Source organism: Citrobacter sp. Cb041, assembly GCF_030336655.1.
GTDB lineage: Bacteria > Pseudomonadota > Gammaproteobacteria > Enterobacterales > Enterobacteriaceae > Citrobacter > Citrobacter braakii.
This window is the reverse complement of record NZ_JAOWDD010000028.1, coordinates 170,876-192,962: the sequence shown is the minus strand read 5'-3', so window position 1 is coordinate 192,962 and position 22,087 is coordinate 170,876. Positions and strand designations below refer to the sequence as shown.

The following is a 22,087-nucleotide window of genomic DNA, read 5'->3' as shown; positions in this document are numbered from 1 at the left end:
ACAAAACCGACATCGTGTTTCCAGGCCGGATAAGGCGTTTACGCTGCCATCCGGCAAACCTATTTAAATGATACCTACCGGCCAGTGATGGCCGATAAAATACAAAATTCCGGCGGAGAGTATTCCGGCCACAATATCATCAATCATGATCCCCGTACCGCCATGCACGTTGCGATCGAACCAACGGATCGGCCACGGCTTCCACATATCCAGAATACGGAAAATCACAAATCCGGCGGCGACCCACTGCCAGTCGTGGGTCGGCAGCGCCATCAGGGTTATCCACATCCCGACAAACTCGTCCCAGACAATGCTACCGTGATCGTGCACGCCCATATCTTTCGCCGTTTGATGGCACAGATAAACGCCGATACAGATAGACAACATGACCACCAGTGAATAAAGCTGCCACGGCAGAAACGTCATTAAATACCAAAAAGGGATCGCCGTCAGCGATCCCATCGTGCCTGGAACAATTGGGCTCAGCCCGCTGCCAAAACCGGTGGCCAACAGGTGCCACGGATTGCGCATACTCAGGCGACTTTTGGCGACATCTTTTTTAAGGCGCGGCAAAATGGTCATATCCTTTCCAGTCGAACGTGACGGGTTTTCCGTCGCGCGTAAAGTGAATGCCTTCCACGTCCGCGCTCATCTGCCCAATACAGGTAAACGATGCGCCGAGATTCCCCAGCGCCACGTCCAGTGCGCCACGGTTAATTTCCGGTACGGTAAAGCATAACTCATAATCTTCACCACCCGAGAGCGCCCAGCGCAGGGCTTGTTCCGGCTCAACGTGTTGGGCAAATGCCGTAGAGTATGGCAACGCATCGACGTTAACCCGCGCCCCACAGCCGCAGGCATTGACGATATGCCCCAGATCGGAAATCAGGCCGTCGGAAATATCGATAGCCGCACTGGCCAGATCGCGCAGGGCTTGTCCCTGCAAAATACGCGGCGTTGGACGCAGATGACGTTTAAGCAGATAGTCTGCGTCTTTTGTATCTGCCACCTGCAAACGATCCTGCAAAATCGCCAGCCCGGCCGCGCTGTCGCCCGGCGTACCGGTCACATAAATCCAGTCCCCCGGTTTCGCACCGGAGCGTTTTAAGGCCCGTCCAACAGGGACGTAGCCGTGGATACCCAGCGTCATCGACAGTGGCCCACGCGTGGTGTCACCACCTATCAGCTGCATATCATAGTAATTGAGGAGTTCAAACAGGCCATCGCTGAAGGCTTCAAGCCAGGCTTCATCGACGTCAGGCAGCGTGAGCGCCAGCGTCAGCCACGCAGGATCGGCTCCCATCGCCGCCAGATCGCTCAAATTCACCGCCAGCGCTTTCCAGGCGAGATCGGTGGGATCAATGTCGGGGAGGAAGTGGTTGCCTGCCACCAGCGTATCAGTGCTGATCGCCAGCGTCTGTTTTTCAGGGATGTTCAGAAGTGCGCAATCGTCACCAATACCGGTTTCGACATCAAGACGAGACGTTCTTACGCGGTCAAAATAACGGGCAATCAGGGAAAATTCGCCGCATGCCATACGTTATGCCTCAGCAGAAAAAAAAGAAAAAGCCGGGGGCAGCGGAAACAAGTTCCACCATCCAGCCGGCCTCGGGATTACTTTTTGTTGGGGCGAATCACAGGTGCTGCTTTATCCAGTACGCCGTTCACGAATTTATGGCTGTCTTCAGCGCCGAAGGTTTTCGCCAGTTCAATCGCTTCGTTGATGGCCACTTTGTACGGCACATCACTACGTTTAGACAGTTCAAACAGCGCAATACGCAGCACGGCTTTTTCTACCTGACCCAGCTCTTCCAACAGACGAGACAGATAAGGCTTCATTAATCCATCCAGGTACGCGCTGTTAGTCGCCACCCCGGACAGCAGTTCACGGAAATACAGAACGTCGACATCTTTTACGTCCTGTTCCGCCAGGAACTGGTATTCAACATCAGCGATGTCGTTCTGGGACAACTGCCAGGAGTAGAGCGCCTGGACGGCACACTCACGGGCGCGGCGACGAGCAGCAGGTTTCACGGATTTCCCCTTACAAAAATCAGGCCTTGATGGCTTTCAATACATTAATCATTTCAAGTGCAGTCAGTGCAGCTTCTGCGCCTTTGTTGCCAGCTTTAGTGCCAGCACGTTCGATGGCTTGTTCAATACTTTCGGTGGTCAGAACACCGAAGGCTACCGGAATGCCACTGTCCTGAGCGACATGCGCCAGGCCATTGCTTGCACCGCCAGCCACATATTCGAAGTGCGCGGTACCACCACGAATCACCGTACCTAACGCAATCACCGCGTCGTATTTACCGGATTTTGCAAGTACCGAGGCTGCCAGCGGCAGCTCATACGCGCCCGGAACCCAAACGACGGTAATGTTTTCATCTTTAACCTGACCAATACGTTTCAGGGCGTCGATCGCACCTTCCAGCAGGCTGTCATTGATAAAGTTGTTGAAACGCGCAATGGTGATGGCGACGCGAGCGTCCGGGGTAGCAACGTTAGCTTCAATAATGTTCATATTCTTCCTTCGGATTCACTAGACCCCGCAGGGGGGCGGATTTTATCATAATAATCTGTGCGCTGCTTCCCTTTCGAACCGGGAGATCATGCGCCCACTAAATGCAGGCAGAGGTCCGGACCTACATGGCGTATTTCGTTGAATTTGAAATGGGGGGCGTCAGCCAGTTTCTCAAGGCCTGGAAGCACACATAATCCTCGCGCATCGCTGCCTAACAGTTTAGGCGCAACATACACGATTAGCTCATCGACCAGACCGGCCTGTAATAACGCGCCCGCAAGCGTTGGACCAGCTTCAACCCAAATGCTGTTAATTTGCTGCTTGCCCAGTTGCATCATCAGCACCACCAGATCCAGATGCCCGTTATGTTCCGGCACCTTCAGGCTGCGCAGCGTCTCCGGCCAACTACGAGGATCATCTTTTGTCCGGGCAATCCAGGTTTCTCCAGGCTGTTGCACAATACGGTGTTCCGGCGTGACCTGATTCTGGCTATCAACAACAATGCGGATAGGCTGGCGCAGATTTTCCTGCGGGTAACTCGCCTGGGTTGACTCCCCAAGTTCCGACCATCGCACGGTAAGCTGAGGGTCGTCAGCCAACACCGTAGCGCTGCTGGTTAAGATGGCGTGGCTTTGCGCCCGTAATCGTTGCACATCGCGACGCGCCTGTGGCGAGGTTATCCACTGGCTTTCACCACTGGCCATCGCCGTACGCCCATCAAGCGACGCACCAAGTTTAAGCTGCACGTAGGGGAATCCCGTACGCATACGCTTGAGAAAGCCTTTATTAAGCTGCTCAACCTCGCTCATCATCAGCCCGTGACTGACGTCAATGCCCGCCTGCTGCAAACGGTAGAGACCACGACCTGCTACCTGCGGATTGGGATCCTGCATCGCTGCAACCACACGTGACACGCCTGCGGCAATCAGCGCATCGCAGCACGGGGGGGTACGACCATGATGGCTGCAGGGTTCAAGCGTTACATAGGCAGTCGCCCCTCGCGCTTTTTCTCCAGCCATGCGCAGAGCGTGGACTTCGGCATGCGGTTCGCCCGCGCGGTGATGATACCCTTCAGCGACGATCTCCCCATCTTTGACAATCACGCAGCCCACGTTGGGATTGGGGTGAGTGGTAAAACGTCCGCGCGCAGCAAGCTTCAGCGCGCGCGCCATGTACAATTCATCCTGCATGGCTTAGTCCTGTAGGCGAGCAATCTCTTCGCCAAATTCTTTGATATCTTCGAAACTCCGGTAAACCGAGGCAAAGCGGATGTAGGCGACTTTATCGAGTTTTTTCAACTGCTCCATCACCAGGTTGCCGATCATCTTGCTCGGCACCTCACGCTCGCCAGTCGCACGCAGTTGTGATTTGATATGGTTCAACGCCATTTCGACGTCATCTGAGCTGACCGGACGTTTCTCAAGCGCTCTGAGCATGCCGCTGCGCAGCTTATCTTCATTAAAGGGTTCACGCACATCGTTGCTTTTCACAACGCGTGGCATGACAAGCTCAGCCACTTCAAAAGTGGTGAAACGTTCGTTACAGACCAGACACTGCCGACGGCGGCGTACTGAGGAGCCCTCGCCTACAAGACGAGAGTCAATTACCTTAGTGTCTACGGCGAAACAGAATGGGCAATGCATACGGCGTCCTGTCCTCAGTGGTTAACAGAAATCTATTTTACCCTGAACTGGCGTGACAACAAAGGCGCAGCGCTTTTGAGACAAAGGATCGATGCCTTCGTGCTCGGTGCGCACTACCATTATGCTATCGCGACAATGAAGGAAGTAATCACAATGACAAGACGTTACCTAAGAATTCTCCTGGTGGGAAGTCTCTTTAGTCTTAGCGCATGCGCACAGCAAAGCGAAGTACGCCAGATGCATCAAAGTGTTAGCACGTTGAATAAAGAGATGACACAGCTAAATCAGGAAACGGTAAAAATTACACAACAAAATATGTTGAATGCCAAATCAACCAGCGGAGCCTATCTGCTGCCGGGTTCCAATACACCAGCCCGACTGGACAGCCAGATTGGCATGTTACGGATGTCACTTGTCAATATTGCGCCGAACGCCGACGGCACGCGGCTCACATTACGTATTCAGGGTGAATCCACTACGCCTTTACCCGCCTTTAGCGCCACCGTCGAGTATGGACAAATTCAGGGCACCACGGATAACTATCAGGAAACGAACGTTCAGAACCAATTGGTAACGGCCCCGGCAAGTATCCTTGCTCCCAGCGACGTAGACATTCCGCTGCAGATAAATGGCCTCTCTCCGGACCAGTTAGGATTTGTTCGTATCCACGACATCCAGCCTGTTAATCAATAAACTTTTTTGCGGGACGTTTTGTGCGTTCCGCAACATCACTCCGGCCCGTTTTGTTACTCACCTGACATAACCGATATTTCTGGTAAAACTTGGCAACATTCATGGGAGCCAGTACAATTCGCCGCCTAAAGTAAGCAAACGTGAACGCAATCGATTACGTAAATGATAGAACTGTGAAACAACACATATTTTTGTGAACAATGATTTTTATAATAGGCTCCGAAGAAACACGAAATATTTAGAAACGCAATTTGCGCCTTTTTCACTCCCGAAAGGGATTTCAAACAGTGGCATACATATGAAAAAAACATTACTTGCAGCCGGTGCAGTGCTGGCGCTCTCCTCGTCTTTTACTGCCAACGCTGCAGAAAATGACAAACCGCAATATCTGTCCGACTGGTGGCACCAGAGCGTCAACGTGGTGGGTAGCTACCACACCCGTTTCTCCCCGAAACTGAACAATGACGTGTATCTGGAATACGAAGCGTTTGCCAAAAAAGACTGGTTTGACTTCTATGGCTACATCGATATTCCGAAAACCTTCGACTGGGGTAACGGCAACGATAAAGGCATCTGGTCTGACGGTTCCCCGCTGTTTATGGAAATCGAACCGCGTTTCTCCATCGATAAACTGACCGGTGCTGACCTGAGCTTTGGTCCGTTCAAAGAGTGGTATTTCGCCAACAACTACATCTACGATATGGGTGATAACAAAGCCAGCCGCCAGAGCACCTGGTATATGGGTCTGGGTACCGATATCGATACCGGTCTGCCGATGGGTCTGTCCCTGAACGTGTATGCTAAATACCAGTGGCAGAACTATGGCGCATCCAACGAAAACGAGTGGGATGGCTACCGTTTCAAAGTTAAATACTTTGTGCCGATCACCCAGGTTTGGGGCGGCCAACTGACCTACATCGGCTTCACCAACTTCGACTGGGGCTCAGATTTGGGTGATGATCCGAACCGCACCAGCAACTCTATCGCTTCCAGCCACGTCCTGGCGCTGAACTACGATCACTGGCACTACTCCGTAGTAGCGCGTTACTTCCATAACGGCGGCCAGTGGAAAGGTGGAGATACTCTGAACTGGGGCGAAGGCGACTTCAGCGCGAAATCTACCGGTTGGGGTGGTTACCTGGTCGTAGGTTACAACTTCTAATCCTGCCAATTTATCGCAGACAAGCCAGCTTAACCGCTGGCTTTTTTATGGCTGGTCTTCACAGCGTACTTTACGTAAAAAATCACTTAGCGAGCGATCTGCAGATTCACGAAAATGCCTGTCGAGCGGCGTGATCTTCAGACACCGATCAACGCGAAAGCAGCGATAATCGTCACGTTTCTCGCACCAGGCAACCAGCAACCAGTGCTCACCCCAGAAAAATAGCCCCAGCGGCTGAACGTCGCGCCAGGAGAGATTCCCGCACTCGTCGCGATAATGCAGCGCCAGCACCTGCTGCACCGAAACCGCGCGATGTATGAGATCAAAAGCACTGCGTGAATGCGGCTGATTGCCAAAATCTGGCGCGAAAACCCGCGTTTGCTCGGCTCTGCGCCGACACTCTGGCGGCAATATCGCCAGAACTTTTTCCTGCGCGGATTCCAGCGCCTGTGAGAGTGAATCCCCGCCCCATGTTTTCAGCAACCGAATCGCTACCATTAACGCTTCTGATTCGCGATGCGTTAACATCAACGGCGGCAGATCAAACCCCGCCATTAAGCGGTATCCACTGCCCACTTCTCCTTCTATGGGCACGCCGGATAAAGAGAGATCGCGGATATCGCGATAAATCGTCCGTTCAGAAACCTCAAGACGTTCTGCCAGCAGCGCCGCCGTTGTCACTCGCCTGCCACGCAGGATTTGTACAATCTGAAACAAGCGGTCGGCGCGTCTGGTCATTTTAATCCTCAGTCCTGAAAATATTACGCGGGTTGATGTAAACCAACGCGATTGCCTTCGCTGTCAGTAAACAGCGCAATAGTGCCAATATCCTGCCCCAGTTCGAGCGGACCAAACACGCACTGACCGCCAGCGGTGGCGACGCGTTTAAGAGTTGCAGCCAAATCATCCGTATGCAGATAAATAATAGCGCCCTGCGCTGAAGGCGTAATACCGTCAAATTTAGCCAGCGCCCCGCCGGGAGCGGGATCCTGATGTGGAAATACGGCCAGCTCCGCGCTGTCCATATTCTCACGACGCAAAGAAACCTGCATCACTGGCTCATAAAAAGCAATGGCGCGCTCCATTTGTGCCACGGGGATTTCAAACCAGCTAATTACGTTATTCATACTTCCTCCTGCCTGTGTGGGTAATCTCAGAAGGACTATAAGACAGGGCTACTGACAGCATACTGTCAGTAGTATGGCGACCGGAAAAGATAATGAACTGCTACCAAATCACAGGCAAAAAAAATCCCGACCTTGCGATCGGGATTCCAGTATCTTCACTCTTAATAGTTTAAGGCAGAATTGACGGTTGATCCGCCCCTTCTTTCTCAACCTTCTGCTGCAGCATGTGCTCACGCTTCATACCCAGCTTCAGCGCCAGCGCCGATGCTACGTAGATAGAAGATGCAGTACCGATGGAAACACCGATCAGCATCGTCAGCGAGAAGCCTTCCAGTACCGGACCACCGAACAGGAACAGCATCAGAATAACCATCAACGTCGTACCGGACGTAATCAACGTACGGTGCAGCGTCTGAGTCAATGACACGTTAAAGATTTCGTAAGGCGTACCGCGACGAATTTTGCGGAAGTTTTCACGAATACGGTCAGATACGACGATACTGTCGTTCAGCGAGTAACCGATTACCGACATCAACGATGCGACGATAGTCAGATCAATCTCGATATGGAACAACGACAGGATCCCAAGTGTGATAATCACGTCGTGCGCCAGAGCGATAACTACCCCTGCCGCCAGTCGCCACTCAAAGCGGAAACCGACGTACACCAGGATAGATATCAACGCCGCCATCAGCGCCATTGCACCGGTTTGCGCCAGGTCTGCACCCACGCTCGGACCCACGAATTCAATTCGCTTCACCGCGGCGTTTTGGTTGGTGGATTCGTTAATCACACTCAACACTTTGCTGCCCAGTACCTGACCGCCGTCTGCGCCTTCAGTTGGCGGCATACGCACCATAATGTCGTGGCTGCTGCCGAAGTTCTGCAGAAGCGGATCAACAAAGCCCGCTTTCTCCAGCGCATCGCGCATCACGTCCATATCGGCCGGTTTTTCCAGCGTGATTTCAATTACCGTACCACCGGTGAAATCGAGACCCCAGTTAAACCCACGTACGCCCATCACCACGATGGCCGCAATCAGCAGGAAACCTGAAATGCCGAAAGCCCAGTAGTCCCAGCGCATAAAGTCCCAGACTTTACGGCCGTGGTTCAATTGTTCAACAGTATATTCCTGTGCCACTTCGCACTCCTCAGATTGACAGCTTTTTGACGCGCTTGCCGCCATACAACAGGTTTACGATGGCACGTGTACCGACAATCGCGGTAAACATCGACGTCGCCACACCAATACCGGTAGTAATCGCGAACCCTTTAATTGCCCCGGTGCCAACTGCGTACAGGATAATGACCTTAATCAGCGTCGTAATGTTCGCATCAAAGATGGAGCTAAATGCACCCGCATAACCTTCATTGATGGCCTGCTGCACCGAACGCCCGTTACTCAACTCTTCTTTGATACGTTCGTTAATCAGTACGTTCGCATCGACCGCGACGGCAAGGGTTAAGACGATCCCCGCAATCCCCGGCATACTCAGCGTAGCGCCCGGCAGCAGCGACATAATACCGACAATCAGTACCAGGTTAGCAATCAGCGCACTGGTCGCAATCAGACCGAACTTCTTATAGAAGAAGATCATGAACAGGATAGACACCACCAGACCGGCCAGACACGCTTCCAGACCCTGTTTAATGTTCTGCATACCCAGGGTAGGACCGATGGTACGTTCTTCAACAATCTGAATCGGCGCAATCAACGCACCGGCACGTAACAGCAGAGAAAGCTGACGCGCTTCGTTCGGGTTGTTAATACCGGTGATACGGAAGCTGTTGCCCAGGCGAGACTGGATGTTGGCGATGTTAATCACCTCTTCCTGTTTCACCAGCACTGCGCGACCGTTGGCATCTTTTTTACCGCTGTCTTTGTACTCCACGAACAGGGTCGCCATCGGCTTACCGATGTTGTCCTTGGTGAAGTTGGACATGATGTTACCACCCGCGCTATCCAGCGAGATGTTAACCTGCGGCTGATTGTATTCGTCCTGGCTGGAAGTGGAGTCGGTGATATGATCACCGGTCAGGATCACGCGTTTGTACAGCACAACCGGCTGACCTTCACGAGACTGTTTCACTTCCGAATCACCCGGTACACGCCCGGATACCGCAGCAGACTGGTCAACGTTGGTGTTCACCAGACGGAATTCCAGCGTCGCGGTAGCGCCCAGAATTTCTTTCGCACGCGCGGTATCCTGAATGCCTGGCAGTTCGACCACAATGCGGTCAGCACCCTGACGTTGGACCACCGGCTCAGCAACACCCAGTTGGTTAACACGATTACGCAGAATGTTGATGTTCTGCTGTACCGCGTATTCACGGGCTTCGCTCAGGCGCGCATCGGTCATCACCGCACGCAGAGCATTGCTGCCCTGGCTGGAAATAACCAGATCCTGGTGACGCTTGCTCAGGTAAGAGATAGCTTCATCACGGGCGCTGCTATCACGGAAGGTGATGCTCAGACCGTAGTTATCTTCTTTGCGAACGGTAGTATAAGGTATGCCTTTTTCACGCAGATCGCTGCGCAGGCTATCGATATTTTGTTCCTGCAACTTACTCAGCGCGGTGTCCATATCCACTTCCATCAGGAAGTGAACGCCGCCACGCAGGTCAAGACCGAGTTTCATCGGTTCTGCGTGAATGGCTGCCAGCCAGCGTGGAGTTGCCGGTGCAAGGTTAAGCGCCACGACGTATTGATCGCCCAATACGCCCATTAACACTTCACGTGCGCGCAGTTGGGTATCAGTGGAGTCGAAGCGCGCAAGAATAGCACCCTCTTCCAGAGCCACAGACTTAGGTGTGATTTTATCTTCTTGTAACGTTTTCTGGACCTGGATCAGCGTTTGCTCACTGGCGGCGGCACCGCGCACGCCAGTGATTTGAACAGCCGGATCCTCACCATACAGGTTGGGAAGCGCATAGAGCAGACCGACGACAATAACGACGATCAGCATGACATACTTCCACAAAGGATAACGGTTTAACACGGCAGTTCCCTTTGGGAAAACAATAAATTACAGCGCCTTCATGGTGCCTTTCGGCAGAACGGCAGCTACGAAATCACGTTTAATAACCACTTCAGTGGTGTCGTTCAGCGCGATAGCGATGTAGCCAGATTCTGCTACTTTGGTCACGCGACCCACCAGACCACCGTTAGTCAGCACTTCATCGCCTTTCGCAATGGAGTTCATCAGATTTTTGTGTTCTTTGGTGCGCTTTTGCTGCGGGCGCAGGATCATGAAGTAGAAAATCAGACCAAACACCACCAGCATCAGAATCAGAGACATCGGGCTGCCCTGCGCCGGAGCACCTGTTGCCGCTACCGCATCAGAAATAAAAAAGCTCATTCAAATTCCCTCATTATTAAAATTAATCAACGTTCACAGGTGGAACTGGTCTACCCTGACGTTGGTAAAAATCGGTCACGAAGCTCTCTAATTTACCCTCTTCAATAGCCTTGCGTAAACCCGCCATCAAACGCTGGTAGTAGCGAAGGTTATGAATCGTGTTGAGTCGCGCGCCCAATATTTCGTTGCAACGGTCGAGATGATGCAAGTAAGCGCGCGAATAATTGCGACAGGTGTAGCAATCACACTCAGCATCGAGCGGACTGGTGTCGCTTTTATGTTTCGCGTTACGAATTTTTACCACGCCGTCAGTCACAAACAAATGACCATTACGGGCATTTCGCGTTGGCATCACGCAGTCAAACATATCGATACCGCGACGTACGCCTTCAACCAGATCTTCTGGTTTGCCGACGCCCATCAGGTAACGAGGTTTATCTGCCGGAATCTGTGGGCATACATGCTCCAGGATGCGGTGCATATCTTCCTTCGGCTCACCGACAGCCAAACCGCCGACAGCGTAGCCATCAAAGCCGATGTCTACCAGACCTTTAACGGAGATATCACGTAAATCTTCGTAAACACTGCCCTGAATGATGCCAAAAAGCGCATTTTTGTTGCCGAGGCTATCAAAACGATCCCGACTGCGCTTCGCCCAACGCAGAGACATCTCCATCGAGCGTTTAGCATAGTCCCAGTCGGCCGGATACGGTGTACATTCGTCGAAGATCATGACGATATCGGAACCGAGATCGTATTGAATCTCCATTGATTTCTCGGGATCGAGGAAAATCGGATCGCCGTTGATCGGGTTACGGAAATGCACGCCCTGCTCGGTAATCTTACGGATATCACCCAGGCTGAAAACCTGGAAGCCGCCGGAATCGGTGAGGATTGGCCCTTTCCACTGCATAAAATCGTGCAGATCGCCATGCAGTTTCATGATTTCCTGTCCCGGGCGCAGCCACAGGTGGAAGGTGTTACCGAGGATAATCTGCGCGCCAGTTGCTTCAACTTCTTCCGGCGTCATGCCTTTCACAGTACCGTAAGTACCGACCGGCATAAAAGCAGGTGTTTCTACTACGCCACGATCAAAAACCAGGCGGCCGCGGCGAGCGCGACCGTCTGTGGTATCCAGTTCAAATTTCATCTTAACTCCTGCGTCAGAAAAACAGTCCGACGTTTTAAATACTCATATCGCGGATTTATTCCCCGACACGCTCAGAAATAGCCTGCGGATTGTACGTGATAAACATCGCATCACCGTAACTAAAAAAGCGATATTCCGCTTTTACCGCTTCATGATAGGCGTGCATGGTGTTTTTATAACCAGCAAACGCGGAAACCAGCATGATCAGCGTTGATTCCGGCAGGTGGAAGTTGGTTACCAGGGCATCAATCACCTGATATTTATAGCCAGGATAAATGAATATTTGCGTATCGCCGAAAAACGGCTCGATAAGGTCGTTTTTGGCCGCCTGTGCCGCGCTTTCCAGTGAACGTACGGAGGTGGTGCCCACCGCAATCACGCGGTTGCCGCGCGCTTTCGCCGCCAGCACAGCATCAACGACATCCTGCGGCACTTCCGCATATTCGGAGTGCATGATGTGATCTTCGATGGTGTCTACGCGCACCGGCTGGAAAGTCCCCGCGCCCACGTGCAGCGTGACGAACGCCATTTCAATGCCTTTATCGCGCAGCTTAGCCAGCAGCGGATCGTCAAAGTGCAGACCCGCAGTCGGCGCGGCGACCGCACCCGGTTTTTCGCTATACACGGTCTGATACAGCTCGCGGTCGGCATCTTCATCCGGACGGTCAATATACGGTGGCAGCGGCATATGGCCGATGGCGTTAAGGATATCCAGCACGCTGCGCTCGTCGTTAAACTCGACTTCAAACAGCGCGTCATGGCGTGCCACCATCGTTGCTTTAATACTTTCGTCGTCGCCCAGCAGCAGCTCGGCCCCCGGCTTTGGCGCTTTCGAGGCGCGAATATGCGCCAGAATACGTTTGTCATCCAACATACGCTCGACCAGCACTTCGATCTTGCCGCCGCTGGCTTTACGGCCAAACAGACGCGCCGGAATAACGCGGGTGTTGTTAAAGACCAGCAAATCGCCAGGGTTGAGCTTATCGAGCAAATCGGTGAAAGTACCGTGCGTCAGCGCGCCCGTCGGCCCGTCCAAAGACAGCAAGCGGCAACTACTGCGCTCAGCTTGCGGATAGTGGGCAATCAGGGATTCGGGTAGTTCAAAGGTGAAATCGGTAACGCGCATGACACTGACTCAGACTAAAATAAGAGGCGGGTAGTCTAGTGCCGGGGCGTCCTCCCTGCAACCTTTACCCCTCAAGTTAAAAGACATAATCTATACACAAAATCATTCAAGATGCATCGAGGCGGCAACTGAATGAGTCCCCGGGAGCTTACTCAAGTAAGTGACAGGGGTGAGAGAAGGCAGCCAACAAAGAGGCAGTTTGAAGGATGAAGTGGATATGAATTTTCTTGCACATTTGCATCTGGCTCACCTTGCCAACAGCTCGCTTTCCGGCAATTTGCTGGCCGACTTTGTCCGGGGCAATCCGGAAACGCACTATTCGCCTGACGTGGTAGAAGGCATCTTCATGCACCGTCGTATCGACGTGATGACCGATAACCTGCCGCAGGTGCGTGAAGCCAAAGAGTGGTTTCGCAGCGAAACGCGCCGTGTCGCGCCGATTACGCTGGACGTAATGTGGGATCATTTTCTGTCGCGCCACTGGTCGGAAATATCCCCCGACTTCCCGCTGGCGGACTTTGTGCGCTATGCTCGCACCCAGGTGACCACTATTTTGCCTGAATCGCCACCGCGCTTTATCAATTTAAACAACTATATGTGGTCAGAGAAATGGCTTGAGCGCTATCGGGACATGGATTTTATCCAGAACGTCCTGAATGGCATGGCCAGCCGCCGCCCACGACTCGATGCCCTGCGTGACTCATGGTATGACCTGGATACGCATTACGATGCGTTAGAGGAACGGTTCTGGCAGTTTTATCCGCAAATGATGGAACAGGCGCAGCGTAAAACCCTTTGACTACAGCCCGTATTAGCCGCCGGATAAGCAGTAGCCGCCATCCGGCAAAAGATTGATAGACAAAACCTGTCTCATTGATTGCCAGCGCCTCTTTGTCTTATTCGCGAACACTCTCTATACTGGCCCGCGTTGCGTTCCAAAAACCCCTTAACATTGCAGGAGAATTATATGGTACTGGTAACTCGTCAGGCTCCGGATTTCACAGCAGCTGCGGTACTGGGTAGCGGTGAGATCGTTGAAAACTTCAACTTCAAACAGCATACCAACGGTAAAACTACCGTTCTGTTCTTCTGGCCGATGGACTTCACCTTCGTTTGCCCGTCTGAACTCATCGCTTTCGACAAACGTTACGAAGAATTCCAGAAGCGCGGCGTGGAAGTTGTTGGCGTTTCCTTCGACTCTGAATTTGTCCACAACGCATGGCGTAACACCCCTGTCGACAAAGGCGGCATCGGTGCAGTGAAATACGCAATGGTTGCTGACATCAAACGCGAAATCCAGAAAGCCTACGGCATCGAGCACCCGGAAGCGGGCGTTGCTCTGCGCGGTTCTTTCCTGATCGACGCTAACGGCGTTGTTCGCCACCAGGTGGTTAACGATCTGCCGCTGGGTCGTAACATCGACGAAATGCTGCGCATGGTTGACGCGCTGCAGTTCCACGAAGAGCACGGCGACGTTTGCCCGGCACAGTGGGAAAAAGGTAAAGAAGGTATGAACGCGTCTCCGGACGGCGTGGCAAAATACCTGACCGAGAACGTTTCCAGCCTGTAATTGGCATGAATCGTAAGAGGCCCGCAAATGCGGGCCTCTTTTATTGGTTTATGTCGGATTACCCTTTTTCACTTCACGCCAGATTCGCCACGCCATAAGCGCCAGTACGGCGACCCCAAGAATTAACGCCCCCCACACCAACAGCGTTTTCCACTGGCTTTGTTGCTCAGCTACTGACGTTGCCGTCAATCGCGCTTCACCACCAAGCGCCACGCTCTCCTGAAGAGTCGCCCACGGTAGATAATCTATCTCCTGCGATTTACGCAGCGACGCCGGGATCAGCATATCGAGACCAACATCAGCCTTTTTCGCCGCCCGGTTTCCCCACGCCAGCATATAAGGCCCTTTGCCCTGCGTATTAAACACCAGTTGATAACTGTCGCGCATGCCGCTCAACTCAGGCAGCCTCTCTGGCAACCGGGCGTTAATGGTCGTCATCCGGACGGCCTCAACCAACTGACCGGAAAGACGAATATCTTCCGCACTCCTCCAGTCCAGATTGTAAAGCATGGTTTTTGTCAGCGGCTGCCAGGGCTCTTTTTCAGCGCTGCGCCAGGCCAGTTCCACCGGTAAAACACCTTCACTTTCCAGATCGATGCGAAGCGAGGTCAGCGGCTGGGGCTGCGCCCATCGCCAGACGGCTTCGTCATCCGAAACCTTAATCCCCTGGGCTTCAATCACGATACGCTCGGATTCCGGCTCGCTGCTGGCCGCTATCGCGCTCACGCTGTTTAACGTCAGCGCCGGACTTTGCGAGTCGAGGATCACAAGCAGGTAGCGAGTCGCCTCCACAGAGAGCGTGAGGCTGGCGCTGATGGTGTCCATTTTCAGGCGATCGTTATCACGCGTCAGATCCATTAACGGCGCATCTTCCTGCACGGGTCGCCAGTAGCGCAAATCACTGCTTGCATAAACCGAGGCTTTCCCCTGCCAGTTGCCCGCCTGCGAGTCCCAGTTCAGGCGTAACTGCGCCAGTGAAAAGGCATCTTTCGTCTCTTCCGGGAGCGTCAGTAAATAGCTCTGGCCGAGCGCTTTGACATCATCACTTTGCAAATGAATTTCAATGCCGCTCTTCGAGCGTAAAACAATAGCGTCTCCGCCTCGTTGCCCCTCCTCACGCGGCGCAACCGGTGACATATCAAGCGGGAAAAAACGCAGCGCCACTGCCTCTGGCGTAACGGGCTGGGTTTTCTGCGCCACCAGAGTAAACGGCACCGTCTCCCCCAGATGGTTAAAGACCCGGACATCGCGCAAATCCGCCCAGGCGGTACCCGGATACACCGCCGGAGGTAGCGAAAGGCGATACCACGGTGATGTGCCCGTAGTTTCCAGCGTCACCCCCGTTACGTAGTCCGCGGGAGACTCTTTCACTTCATCGCTGCTTACCGCCGCGCCTGTCGCGCCCAGCAGTACGCTGCATAACACCGCTTTCATCCATTTCATTTTTCTTCTCCAGCTTTGGGCGGTAATGGTGAAAAATACCCGATAATCAACACCAGAATGGCCACGCCGATAAACGCAACCGCGCGCGCCAGACCGCCGCCTCCTGCGCTGTCCACCAGCATCAGTTTCACAATGACTATCCCCAGCAATACCGCGCCACACAGCCATTCCCGACGCGAGCGGCGCCGGGTCGCTCGCAGCATCACCACCAATGCCGCCAGCATCCAGAACAGAGCAAAACAGGTTTGAATCAGCCGTGAATCCCATAGTGCGTCTACACGCCACGCAACCTCGCCATACCAGGACAATGCGCGCAGCAGCACACCATTGAGCCACCAAAAGCTGAGCGCCATCAGCGCCACAACCGGCCATGGGCGACATACCGAAAGCTGCACCGGGAAATAGCGTTCAGACGCGCGATAAAACACCACCAGGCCCAGTAGGGCAAAAGCTGCGCCCTCTTCCAGCGGGTTGAGCAACGGCAGATAAGTCTGACGATAAACTACGCCATCTTGTAAATTGGTCAGCACGAGCAGACCGGCCAGCACCAGCACAACGGGAACCATCGCCTGAACAGAATAGAGGATAGGCCAGATGCGAAACGGCCAGATTTGTCGATGAACAGACTGATAAATCAGGAAAATAAGCAGCCCGCCAGCCGCCATCATCAGGCCGCTACCCCACGCAGCCCTTCCCCACGGCAGCCCCTGCGCGAACCAGAACAGCTCAACCGCGAGCGCCAGTAAAATCATCCATAAGAACGATAAATGCGCCAGTCTGGAAAGCATTGGCGGTAATATTTGTGCGTCACGCCAGAGCAGCGCTATCGCAACAATTAGCGCCGCGCACCAGGCCAGATTCGGCCAGCCCGCCGCAAAAATCTGCTGTACAGCGATCTGATACATCAGCATCACCAGCATCATCGGCCACAGCAGCCATTTACTGGCATCCAGCTCCCGCCACGCCAGGCGACCCGCGATACTTCGCCAGCCCCAGCTCGATACCGCCATTAATGCTAGCACGCCAGACAGTACCCACCGCTCCTGTTTCAGAACGAGTTGCGATGCAGCAACGAGCGCAACAATCCAGAAAACCAAACCACCAGCGAGTAGCGCCCAACTGCCCGGCATCCAAATGTTGCGCCATAGCCACGCAGCAACCAGCCAACTGAGGCTGAGCACGGCAAAAATCAGCATGACTGAGAGCGCGGTTGTTCCGTTCACCAGCGCCCATAGCGCGCTCCCCACGGCCAGCACGAGCAGCACCGTACCGCTATAACTCATGCGTCGTTGCTGTTGTTGCACGCCCAGCCAGAGGATCCCAAGCCCCTCCAGCGACCAGGCCATCGCCGTCCAACGGGCTGAAAGCGCCAACGGGATAGCAAGAGTGGTAAACGCACCACCGAGCGCCAGGGCGGACAATACCAGAGGTCTCCCCAGAGAAGAGGAACGCCGCAACGCAAACTTTGCTAACACCAGATAGAAACCACCGTAGCCCAGCGCACTAAGCGCCGGACCATAAGCCATATGCCGGGTAATGGCATACTGCATTCCAAAACCGATCAGCGGTGGGGCAAACAGCAGTACGCCGTCAATAATCTGTTTGCCTTTTTCCTGCGCCCGGAGCGACAACGCCACGCTCAGCACGCCAAAAATAATCGTGTTGGCGATCAGGAACAGTTGGCAACTCAGGTAATACTCTGGTCGATAGTCCTCCAGGCCCCATACCCCGCCAACGCCGAAGGTGAACAGCAGGCCAAGCAGATTAAGCTCCCGCCAGTGCTGCCAGATGCTGATGGCGAGAATGCCGACCGAGAGCAGAAGATAGAATGAGAAGAGCGCGACATGACTGCCGCCGCCGGTGGAAAGCAACAGCGGCGCAAGATAACCGCCAAGACTTGCCAGCATCGCCAGGCTGAGCGCCTTTTGCAGAATAGCCAGCCCCACACTCGCCGCACAAATCACCACCAGCAGCGCAAATGCCAGCGTCATTGGCAGCATTTGCCACAGCCGGAACGCGCCAAAGACGGTGAGATAGAGTGCTCCGGTAGCTCCCCCCTGTAATATCAGCGCATAGATCGGTTGCTTATGCCGCAACCGCCAGCCCAACGCCAACAGCACAATAGCGAACAGCGCGGCCGCCACCAGACGCAGCTCCAGCGGAAACAGAGAATGTTCGACCGTATAACGCAGCAGGAAAGAAAGCCCCAAAAACAGGAGCAAAATACCGAGCTTTGCCAACGGGTTACCCTGCATAAACCAGCGCACCAGCGATGACATTACCCCGCCAAAAGCAGAAGGCCGCTCGACGTCGGGCGTAGATACCGCCGCATTATCCGGCTTCGGCTGTGAAGCCCACGGGTTAACGGGCTCAGGCGGCGGCTCAGTTACTGGCTCCGGCGATACGCTGCTCATCGCAGCCGTTGGCGCATCGGCAGGAACAATTTCTTTTGCTGCCGTTGGCTCAACGGCGCTGGTCTGCGCCACACCGCGCAGCTCCAGCTCCTCTACCCGACGGCGCAAGACCATCAGCTCAGAACGTACAGCCGCACTGCGTCTGAATGCCACGATCGCGAGGCCAGGAACGACTACCAGCGCGAAGAATAATACAATGCAGCCAAGGGTTAGCAGCTCATCCATGTTTCCACCTTCACTGTATAAAGACAGACCAGAATGACACAAATTGTTGCAGTTGCGCCATATCGGTTAACACGATGAACCGCTTTTCAGAATAGACAATCAGCCCCTGCGTTTGGCCAGGGGCTGTGATGAGGGATTAAAACGCGAAGCAGGAGCAGCCAAGCGCGCCCCAGAAAGCCCGGTCATCTGACACCGGAATTGCCGATTTACGCGCTATATCATGCTGATGACCGTGTACGCCGCAGCTGCCGCAGCACTGGTGCATCTGCACCATTGCGCCAATTTTCGCCGCAGCAGGCGGCGCTGAGCGATAGTGCCCCGGCACTTTTACCACCGGCGACCAGTCAGGTACAACCGGGATGGCCGGCGGCGCCAGCGGAGTGAAATGCCCGGCCGCATACACCACTTTGCCATCGACAATGGTCATCACCGACTCTATGCCTTTGATCTCTTCTTCCGGCACACTGAAGTAATCTTTAGACAGCACCACCAGGTCGGCCAGTTGGTCTTTCTCGATGCGCCCTTTCTTACCCTGTTCGCTGGAGAACCAGGCGCTACCGGCCGTCCACAGTTCCAGCGCCACATCGCGTGGCAGGCGATTGTTATCATCGTACATCGCCATCCCTCCCACAGTACGGCCCGAAACCAGCCAGTAGAGCGCTGTCCACGGGTTGTAGCTGGCCACGCGGGTGGCATCAGTCCCCAGCCCTACCGGAACGTCAGCCGCCAGCATTTTCGCCACCGGCGGGGTATGTTTGACCGCATCTTTGCCGTAGCGATCGACAAAATATTCGCCCTGGAACGCCATACGGTGCTGAACAGCGATCCCGCCCCCCAGCGCTTTTACGCGCTCGATATTCCGTTCGGTAATCGTTTCAGCGTGATCGAAGAACCAGTGCAGGCCATTGAACGGGATATCGCGATTCACCTTCTCGAATACGTCGAGCATTCGGCTGATGGATTCATCGTAGGTGGCGTGCAGGCGGAACGGCCAGCGGTGCTCCACGAGGTGGCGTACCACGCGCTCCAGCTCATCGTCCATACCTTCCGGCAGATCCGGGCGTGGCTGGAGGAAGTCTTCAAAATCCGCGGCCGAGAAGACCAGCATTTCCCCTGCCCCATTGGCACGGTAGAAGTCGGTCCCCTGCCCTGGTTTGAGCATATCGGTCCAGCGTTCAAAGTCTTCCAGTTCCTGCTGCGGACGCTGGGTAAACAAGTTGTAGGCGATGCGCACCGTCATCTGTTTGTTGGCGTGTAACTGCTCAATTATCTCGTAATCTTCCGGGTAGTTCTGAAAACCACCGCCTGCATCGATGGCGCTGGTCAGCCCTAGACGGTTCAGCTCGCGCATAAACTGCCGGGTCGAGTTGACCTGCATTTCCAGCGGCAGTTTTGGTCCTTTTGCCAGCGTCGAATAAAGGATCATGGCGTTGGGTTTGGCGATCAGCATCCCGGTTGGGTTACCGTTGCTATCACGCACAATCTCACCACCCGCCGGGTCCGGCGTCGCCTTGGTGTAGCCGACTGCTTTCAGTGCGGCACGGTTCAGCAAAGCTCTGTCGTAGAGGTGCAGAACAAAAACTGGGGTATCCGGGGCCGCTTCATTCAGTTCTTCGAGGGTTGGCATGCGACGTTCGGCAAACTGGAATTCGCTCCAGCCGCCCACCACGCGCACCCATTGCGGCGATGGCGTTCTGTCAGCCTGCTCTTTGAGCATGCGTAGCGCGTCCGCCAGCGACGGAACGCCTTCCCAACGCAATTCCAGGTTGTAATTCAGACCGCCGCGAATGAGGTGCAGGTGCGAATCGTTCAGGCCCGGGATCACCGTATGCCCTTGCAGATCGACAACCTGCGTCCCGTCGGTGGCAAAACTCATGATGCGATCGTGGCTACCGGTCGCCAGGATCTTACCATTGGCGATCGCCACCGCCTCGACCTGCGGGTTTTGTCTTTCGAGAGTATGAATTTTTCCGTGAGTCAGAATCAGTGTGGCAGTTTGAGACATAACAATCTCCTGAGAAACCGGTCAGGCTTTTTTCAGCCATCCGGCAAACAGACGGGTTACGATGGGCATCCAGAACCAGACCACCAGCGCAACCACACAGGCATCATTGATCAGATGCAGGAGTAACGAGCCCTTCATGGCAGGCAGCACAATGCCGGTCAACCACGGCACCAGATTGGTGCTGGGAAAAATCACCAGCAGGGTTATCAGAAACTGTTTCCAGCGCCTGGGCTGACGTACATGGGGCGCGGGCGGCGTAAACCAGAACGCCGCTTCGGTGCGGATTTCGGTTTTATCCCCCTCCGCCAGCAGCGGGGCAATCTCTTCGACCAGCACGCGGCGCGTATCGGACTGGGTCCAGTTATACAGATGCTCAAGCGTGTCGAAGCGGATAATGATGTTCCACAGATTGTTGCCATCTGCTGGACGAATCACATTCGCCCCCAGATGACCGGGAAACTCGGCCGCCACCGGCATGATTTTCCCCAGCCACTGCTCATACCGCTGCGCTTGTTCAGGCAGCAGGGTGTGGGAAATCACCAACGTCACATGTTTGTTCTGCGCCATAAAGGGTTCCTTGTTGAGAGGAAACAGGCCCGCTTAGGCCACGGAAGCAATACACAAAATCATTCATGGCGCATCGAAGCGGCAAGATTGTCTAACCCCGGAAGCTGACAAAGTGAGTGACCGGGGTACGCAAACGATGCCTACAAAGAGGCAACATGAAGGATGAGGTGTATTTAGGCTTTACGTTCCGGCGCGCCATGCACCATGGTGTAGGCGTAATCCACGCCCATACCGTAGGCGCCGCTGTGCTCACGTACCAGATCCATGACGGCGTCGTAGGTTTCTTTGCGGGACCAGTCGCGCTGGTACTCGAGAAGAACCTGTTGCCAGGTCACAGGTACGGCACCCGCCTGTACCAAGCGGTCGATAGAACGCTCATGGGCATCCACGGACGTGCCGCCGGAAGTGTCAGTTACCACATAAACTTCGTAACCCGCTTCCAGCGCCATCAGCGCCGGGAAAGTCAGGCATACTTCGGTCCACAGCGCGGAGATAATCAATTTTTTACGCCCGGTCGCTTCCACGGCTTTCACAAACGCCGCATCTTCCCAGGAGTTCATCGAGGTGCGTTCAATTGGTTTCACATCAGGATGAACCGCTAACAATTCCGGCCAGATATAACCGCTAAAACTTTTCGTTTCCACAGAAGTATAAATCACCGGAACATTAAATATTTTCCCGGCCTTAGCTAATGCCACGGTATTATTTTTCAAAGTCTGGCGATCAATATTCGCCACACCAAATGACATTTGCGGCTGATGATCAATAAAAATAAGCGTTGAGTTTTGAGGGTCAATCAGTTCCCGAATAGACATAGCACACCTTCTTAATCAATAAGTTAAAAGGCAACGGTCTGTATCTGCCGTCAGCAGCAGGATCCTGAATCAGAAAGCTTGTTGAGTATAGCGGGAAATTTCTAACGAGTTATTAAAGAAAACTTACCATCCAGTGAAACTATTAATTTTGTGTTGCGATATATCCTAAACAACATCAAAAAAATGCGCATGACTCATCTAATTTATTCACTGGCATTGTTTTTCTCCATTCGGTACAACAGAGGGGTTTAATTTTCAGGATAT

Annotated in this window: 22 protein-coding genes; 4 read left to right on the top strand and 18 right to left on the bottom strand. The window is 53.9% G+C overall.

Annotation, left to right across the window (positions count from 1 at the left end; genetic code table 11):
• Positions 1 to 63 precede the first annotated feature (63 nt).
• The 6 genes from pgpA to nrdR form a co-directional block, all read right to left on the bottom strand.
• A complete protein-coding gene (pgpA, locus tag OGV52_RS03450) occupies positions 64 to 582 on the bottom strand; it encodes a phosphatidylglycerophosphatase A (protein ID WP_287108094.1) in 519 nt (172 codons plus the stop codon).
• Positions 560 to 1,537 carry a thiamine-phosphate kinase gene (thiL, locus tag OGV52_RS03445; protein WP_141874913.1) on the bottom strand — a complete coding sequence of 326 codons (978 nt, stop codon included), beginning with the start codon at positions 1,535 to 1,537 and terminating at the stop codon, positions 560 to 562. The genes pgpA and thiL overlap by 23 nt, the downstream gene beginning before the upstream one ends.
• 77 nt (positions 1,538 to 1,614) lie before the next feature.
• Positions 1,615 to 2,034, bottom strand: coding sequence for a transcription antitermination factor NusB (gene nusB, locus OGV52_RS03440; protein ID WP_000801129.1), 420 nt, complete (start codon positions 2,032 to 2,034; stop codon positions 1,615 to 1,617).
• A gap of 19 nt (positions 2,035 to 2,053) precedes the next feature.
• Positions 2,054 to 2,524, bottom strand: coding sequence for a 6,7-dimethyl-8-ribityllumazine synthase (ribH, locus tag OGV52_RS03435; protein ID WP_016152034.1), 471 nt, complete (start codon positions 2,522 to 2,524; stop codon positions 2,054 to 2,056).
• An 86-nt stretch (positions 2,525 to 2,610) separates the two neighbouring features.
• On the bottom strand, positions 2,611 to 3,714 hold the full coding sequence (ribD, locus tag OGV52_RS03430) for a bifunctional diaminohydroxyphosphoribosylaminopyrimidine deaminase/5-amino-6-(5-phosphoribosylamino)uracil reductase RibD (RefSeq protein WP_287108093.1): 1,104 nt from the start codon (positions 3,712 to 3,714) through the stop codon (positions 2,611 to 2,613).
• Between the two features lie 3 nt (positions 3,715 to 3,717).
• A complete protein-coding gene (nrdR, locus tag OGV52_RS03425; RefSeq protein ID WP_016152032.1) occupies positions 3,718 to 4,167 on the bottom strand; it encodes a transcriptional regulator NrdR in 450 nt (149 codons plus the stop codon).
• Positions 4,168 to 4,320: 153 nt separating this feature from the next.
• On the opposite strand from nrdR, the gene OGV52_RS03420 reads away from it, so the two are divergent.
• Both OGV52_RS03420 and OGV52_RS03415 read left to right on the top strand, forming a co-directional pair.
• A complete protein-coding gene (locus OGV52_RS03420; RefSeq protein WP_016155853.1) occupies positions 4,321 to 4,860 on the top strand; it encodes a SadB/YajI family lipoprotein in 540 nt (179 codons plus the stop codon).
• Positions 4,861 to 5,158: 298 nt separating this feature from the next.
• The gene (locus OGV52_RS03415) at positions 5,159 to 6,022 is read left to right on the top strand and encodes a nucleoside-specific channel-forming protein Tsx (protein WP_003021561.1); all 864 of its coding nucleotides are present in this window, start codon (positions 5,159 to 5,161) and stop codon (positions 6,020 to 6,022) included.
• A 45-nt stretch (positions 6,023 to 6,067) separates the two neighbouring features.
• Here the strand turns inward: OGV52_RS03415 and OGV52_RS03410 are convergent, their stop codons facing one another.
• The 7 genes from OGV52_RS03410 to queA form a co-directional block, all read right to left on the bottom strand.
• Positions 6,068 to 6,760, bottom strand: coding sequence for a helix-turn-helix transcriptional regulator (locus tag OGV52_RS03410; protein ID WP_200079430.1), 693 nt, complete (start codon positions 6,758 to 6,760; stop codon positions 6,068 to 6,070).
• 23 nt (positions 6,761 to 6,783) lie between these two features.
• Positions 6,784 to 7,149 carry a VOC family protein gene (locus OGV52_RS03405; protein ID WP_016152028.1) on the bottom strand — a complete coding sequence of 122 codons (366 nt, stop codon included), beginning with the start codon at positions 7,147 to 7,149 and terminating at the stop codon, positions 6,784 to 6,786.
• A 169-nt stretch (positions 7,150 to 7,318) separates the two neighbouring features.
• Entirely contained in the window at positions 7,319 to 8,290 is a 972-nt protein-coding gene (gene secF / locus OGV52_RS03400; protein WP_003021550.1) for a protein translocase subunit SecF, read from the bottom strand.
• Between the two features lie 10 nt (positions 8,291 to 8,300).
• Positions 8,301 to 10,148, bottom strand: coding sequence for a protein translocase subunit SecD (gene secD, locus OGV52_RS03395; protein ID WP_072034088.1), 1,848 nt, complete (start codon positions 10,146 to 10,148; stop codon positions 8,301 to 8,303).
• 27 nt (positions 10,149 to 10,175) lie between these two features.
• A complete protein-coding gene (gene yajC, locus OGV52_RS03390) occupies positions 10,176 to 10,508 on the bottom strand; it encodes a preprotein translocase subunit YajC (RefSeq protein WP_003021544.1) in 333 nt (110 codons plus the stop codon).
• A gap of 22 nt (positions 10,509 to 10,530) precedes the next feature.
• Positions 10,531 to 11,658, bottom strand: a complete 1,128-nt coding sequence (tgt, locus tag OGV52_RS03385; RefSeq protein ID WP_003021535.1) for a tRNA guanosine(34) transglycosylase Tgt — start codon at positions 11,656 to 11,658, stop codon at positions 10,531 to 10,533.
• Positions 11,659 to 11,713: 55 nt separating this feature from the next.
• On the bottom strand, positions 11,714 to 12,784 hold the full coding sequence (gene queA, locus OGV52_RS03380; protein ID WP_003021529.1) for a tRNA preQ1(34) S-adenosylmethionine ribosyltransferase-isomerase QueA: 1,071 nt from the start codon (positions 12,782 to 12,784) through the stop codon (positions 11,714 to 11,716).
• Positions 12,785 to 13,001: 217 nt separating this feature from the next.
• On the opposite strand from queA, the gene acpH reads away from it, so the two are divergent.
• On the top strand, positions 13,002 to 13,583 hold the full coding sequence (gene acpH / locus OGV52_RS03375) for an ACP phosphodiesterase (RefSeq protein WP_287108090.1): 582 nt from the start codon (positions 13,002 to 13,004) through the stop codon (positions 13,581 to 13,583).
• Positions 13,584 to 13,751: 168 nt separating this feature from the next.
• A complete protein-coding gene (locus OGV52_RS03370; protein WP_003021524.1) occupies positions 13,752 to 14,354 on the top strand; it encodes a peroxiredoxin in 603 nt (200 codons plus the stop codon).
• Positions 14,355 to 14,402: 48 nt separating this feature from the next.
• Here OGV52_RS03370 and OGV52_RS03365 read toward each other — a convergent pair whose 3' ends face one another.
• From OGV52_RS03365 to OGV52_RS03345, 5 genes are all read right to left on the bottom strand, one after another.
• On the bottom strand, positions 14,403 to 15,797 hold the full coding sequence (locus OGV52_RS03365) for a DUF3999 domain-containing protein (RefSeq protein ID WP_287108088.1): 1,395 nt from the start codon (positions 15,795 to 15,797) through the stop codon (positions 14,403 to 14,405).
• On the bottom strand, positions 15,794 to 18,436 hold the full coding sequence (locus OGV52_RS03360; protein ID WP_287108087.1) for a DUF2339 domain-containing protein: 2,643 nt from the start codon (positions 18,434 to 18,436) through the stop codon (positions 15,794 to 15,796). The genes OGV52_RS03365 and OGV52_RS03360 overlap by 4 nt, the downstream gene beginning before the upstream one ends.
• 136 nt (positions 18,437 to 18,572) lie before the next feature.
• Complete coding sequence (locus OGV52_RS03355) at positions 18,573 to 20,441, bottom strand: amidohydrolase (RefSeq protein ID WP_287108085.1); 1,869 nt, start codon at positions 20,439 to 20,441, stop codon at positions 18,573 to 18,575.
• Positions 20,442 to 20,462: 21 nt separating this feature from the next.
• A complete protein-coding gene (locus OGV52_RS03350; RefSeq protein WP_016152022.1) occupies positions 20,463 to 21,008 on the bottom strand; it encodes an antibiotic biosynthesis monooxygenase in 546 nt (181 codons plus the stop codon).
• Positions 21,009 to 21,181: 173 nt separating this feature from the next.
• The gene (locus OGV52_RS03345; RefSeq protein ID WP_287108083.1) at positions 21,182 to 21,823 is read right to left on the bottom strand and encodes a hydrolase; all 642 of its coding nucleotides are present in this window, start codon (positions 21,821 to 21,823) and stop codon (positions 21,182 to 21,184) included.
• Positions 21,824 to 22,087: the final 264 nt, after the last annotated feature.

What these genes read in the sequence shown, in the direction of transcription:
- OGV52_RS03420 (WP_016155853.1), top strand. Translation starts at nt 4,321, where the DNA reads ATGACAAGACGTTACCTAAGAATTCTCCTGGTGGGAAGTCTCTTTAGT.
- OGV52_RS03410 (WP_200079430.1), bottom strand. Translation starts at nt 6,760, where the DNA reads ATGACCAGACGCGCCGACCGCTTGTTTCAGATTGTACAAATCCTGCGT.
- pgpA (WP_287108094.1), bottom strand. Translation starts at nt 582, where the DNA reads ATGACCATTTTGCCGCGCCTTAAAAAAGATGTCGCCAAAAGTCGCCTG.
- OGV52_RS03405 (WP_016152028.1), bottom strand. Translation starts at nt 7,149, where the DNA reads ATGAATAACGTAATTAGCTGGTTTGAAATCCCCGTGGCACAAATGGAG.
- OGV52_RS03365 (WP_287108088.1), bottom strand. Translation starts at nt 15,797, where the DNA reads ATGAAATGGATGAAAGCGGTGTTATGCAGCGTACTGCTGGGCGCGACA.
- OGV52_RS03415 (WP_003021561.1), top strand. Translation starts at nt 5,159, where the DNA reads ATGAAAAAAACATTACTTGCAGCCGGTGCAGTGCTGGCGCTCTCCTCG.
- queA (WP_003021529.1), bottom strand. Translation starts at nt 12,784, where the DNA reads ATGCGCGTTACCGATTTCACCTTTGAACTACCCGAATCCCTGATTGCC.
- OGV52_RS03360 (WP_287108087.1), bottom strand. Translation starts at nt 18,436, where the DNA reads ATGGATGAGCTGCTAACCCTTGGCTGCATTGTATTATTCTTCGCGCTG.
- OGV52_RS03355 (WP_287108085.1), bottom strand. Translation starts at nt 20,441, where the DNA reads ATGTCTCAAACTGCCACACTGATTCTGACTCACGGAAAAATTCATACT.
- acpH (WP_287108090.1), top strand. Translation starts at nt 13,002, where the DNA reads ATGAATTTTCTTGCACATTTGCATCTGGCTCACCTTGCCAACAGCTCG.
- ribH (WP_016152034.1), bottom strand. Translation starts at nt 2,524, where the DNA reads ATGAACATTATTGAAGCTAACGTTGCTACCCCGGACGCTCGCGTCGCC.
- tgt (WP_003021535.1), bottom strand. Translation starts at nt 11,658, where the DNA reads ATGAAATTTGAACTGGATACCACAGACGGTCGCGCTCGCCGCGGCCGC.
- OGV52_RS03370 (WP_003021524.1), top strand. Translation starts at nt 13,752, where the DNA reads ATGGTACTGGTAACTCGTCAGGCTCCGGATTTCACAGCAGCTGCGGTA.
- thiL (WP_141874913.1), bottom strand. Translation starts at nt 1,537, where the DNA reads ATGGCATGCGGCGAATTTTCCCTGATTGCCCGTTATTTTGACCGCGTA.
- yajC (WP_003021544.1), bottom strand. Translation starts at nt 10,508, where the DNA reads ATGAGCTTTTTTATTTCTGATGCGGTAGCGGCAACAGGTGCTCCGGCG.
- OGV52_RS03345 (WP_287108083.1), bottom strand. Translation starts at nt 21,823, where the DNA reads ATGTCTATTCGGGAACTGATTGACCCTCAAAACTCAACGCTTATTTTT.
- ribD (WP_287108093.1), bottom strand. Translation starts at nt 3,714, where the DNA reads ATGCAGGATGAATTGTACATGGCGCGCGCGCTGAAGCTTGCTGCGCGC.
- nrdR (WP_016152032.1), bottom strand. Translation starts at nt 4,167, where the DNA reads ATGCATTGCCCATTCTGTTTCGCCGTAGACACTAAGGTAATTGACTCT.
- OGV52_RS03350 (WP_016152022.1), bottom strand. Translation starts at nt 21,008, where the DNA reads ATGGCGCAGAACAAACATGTGACGTTGGTGATTTCCCACACCCTGCTG.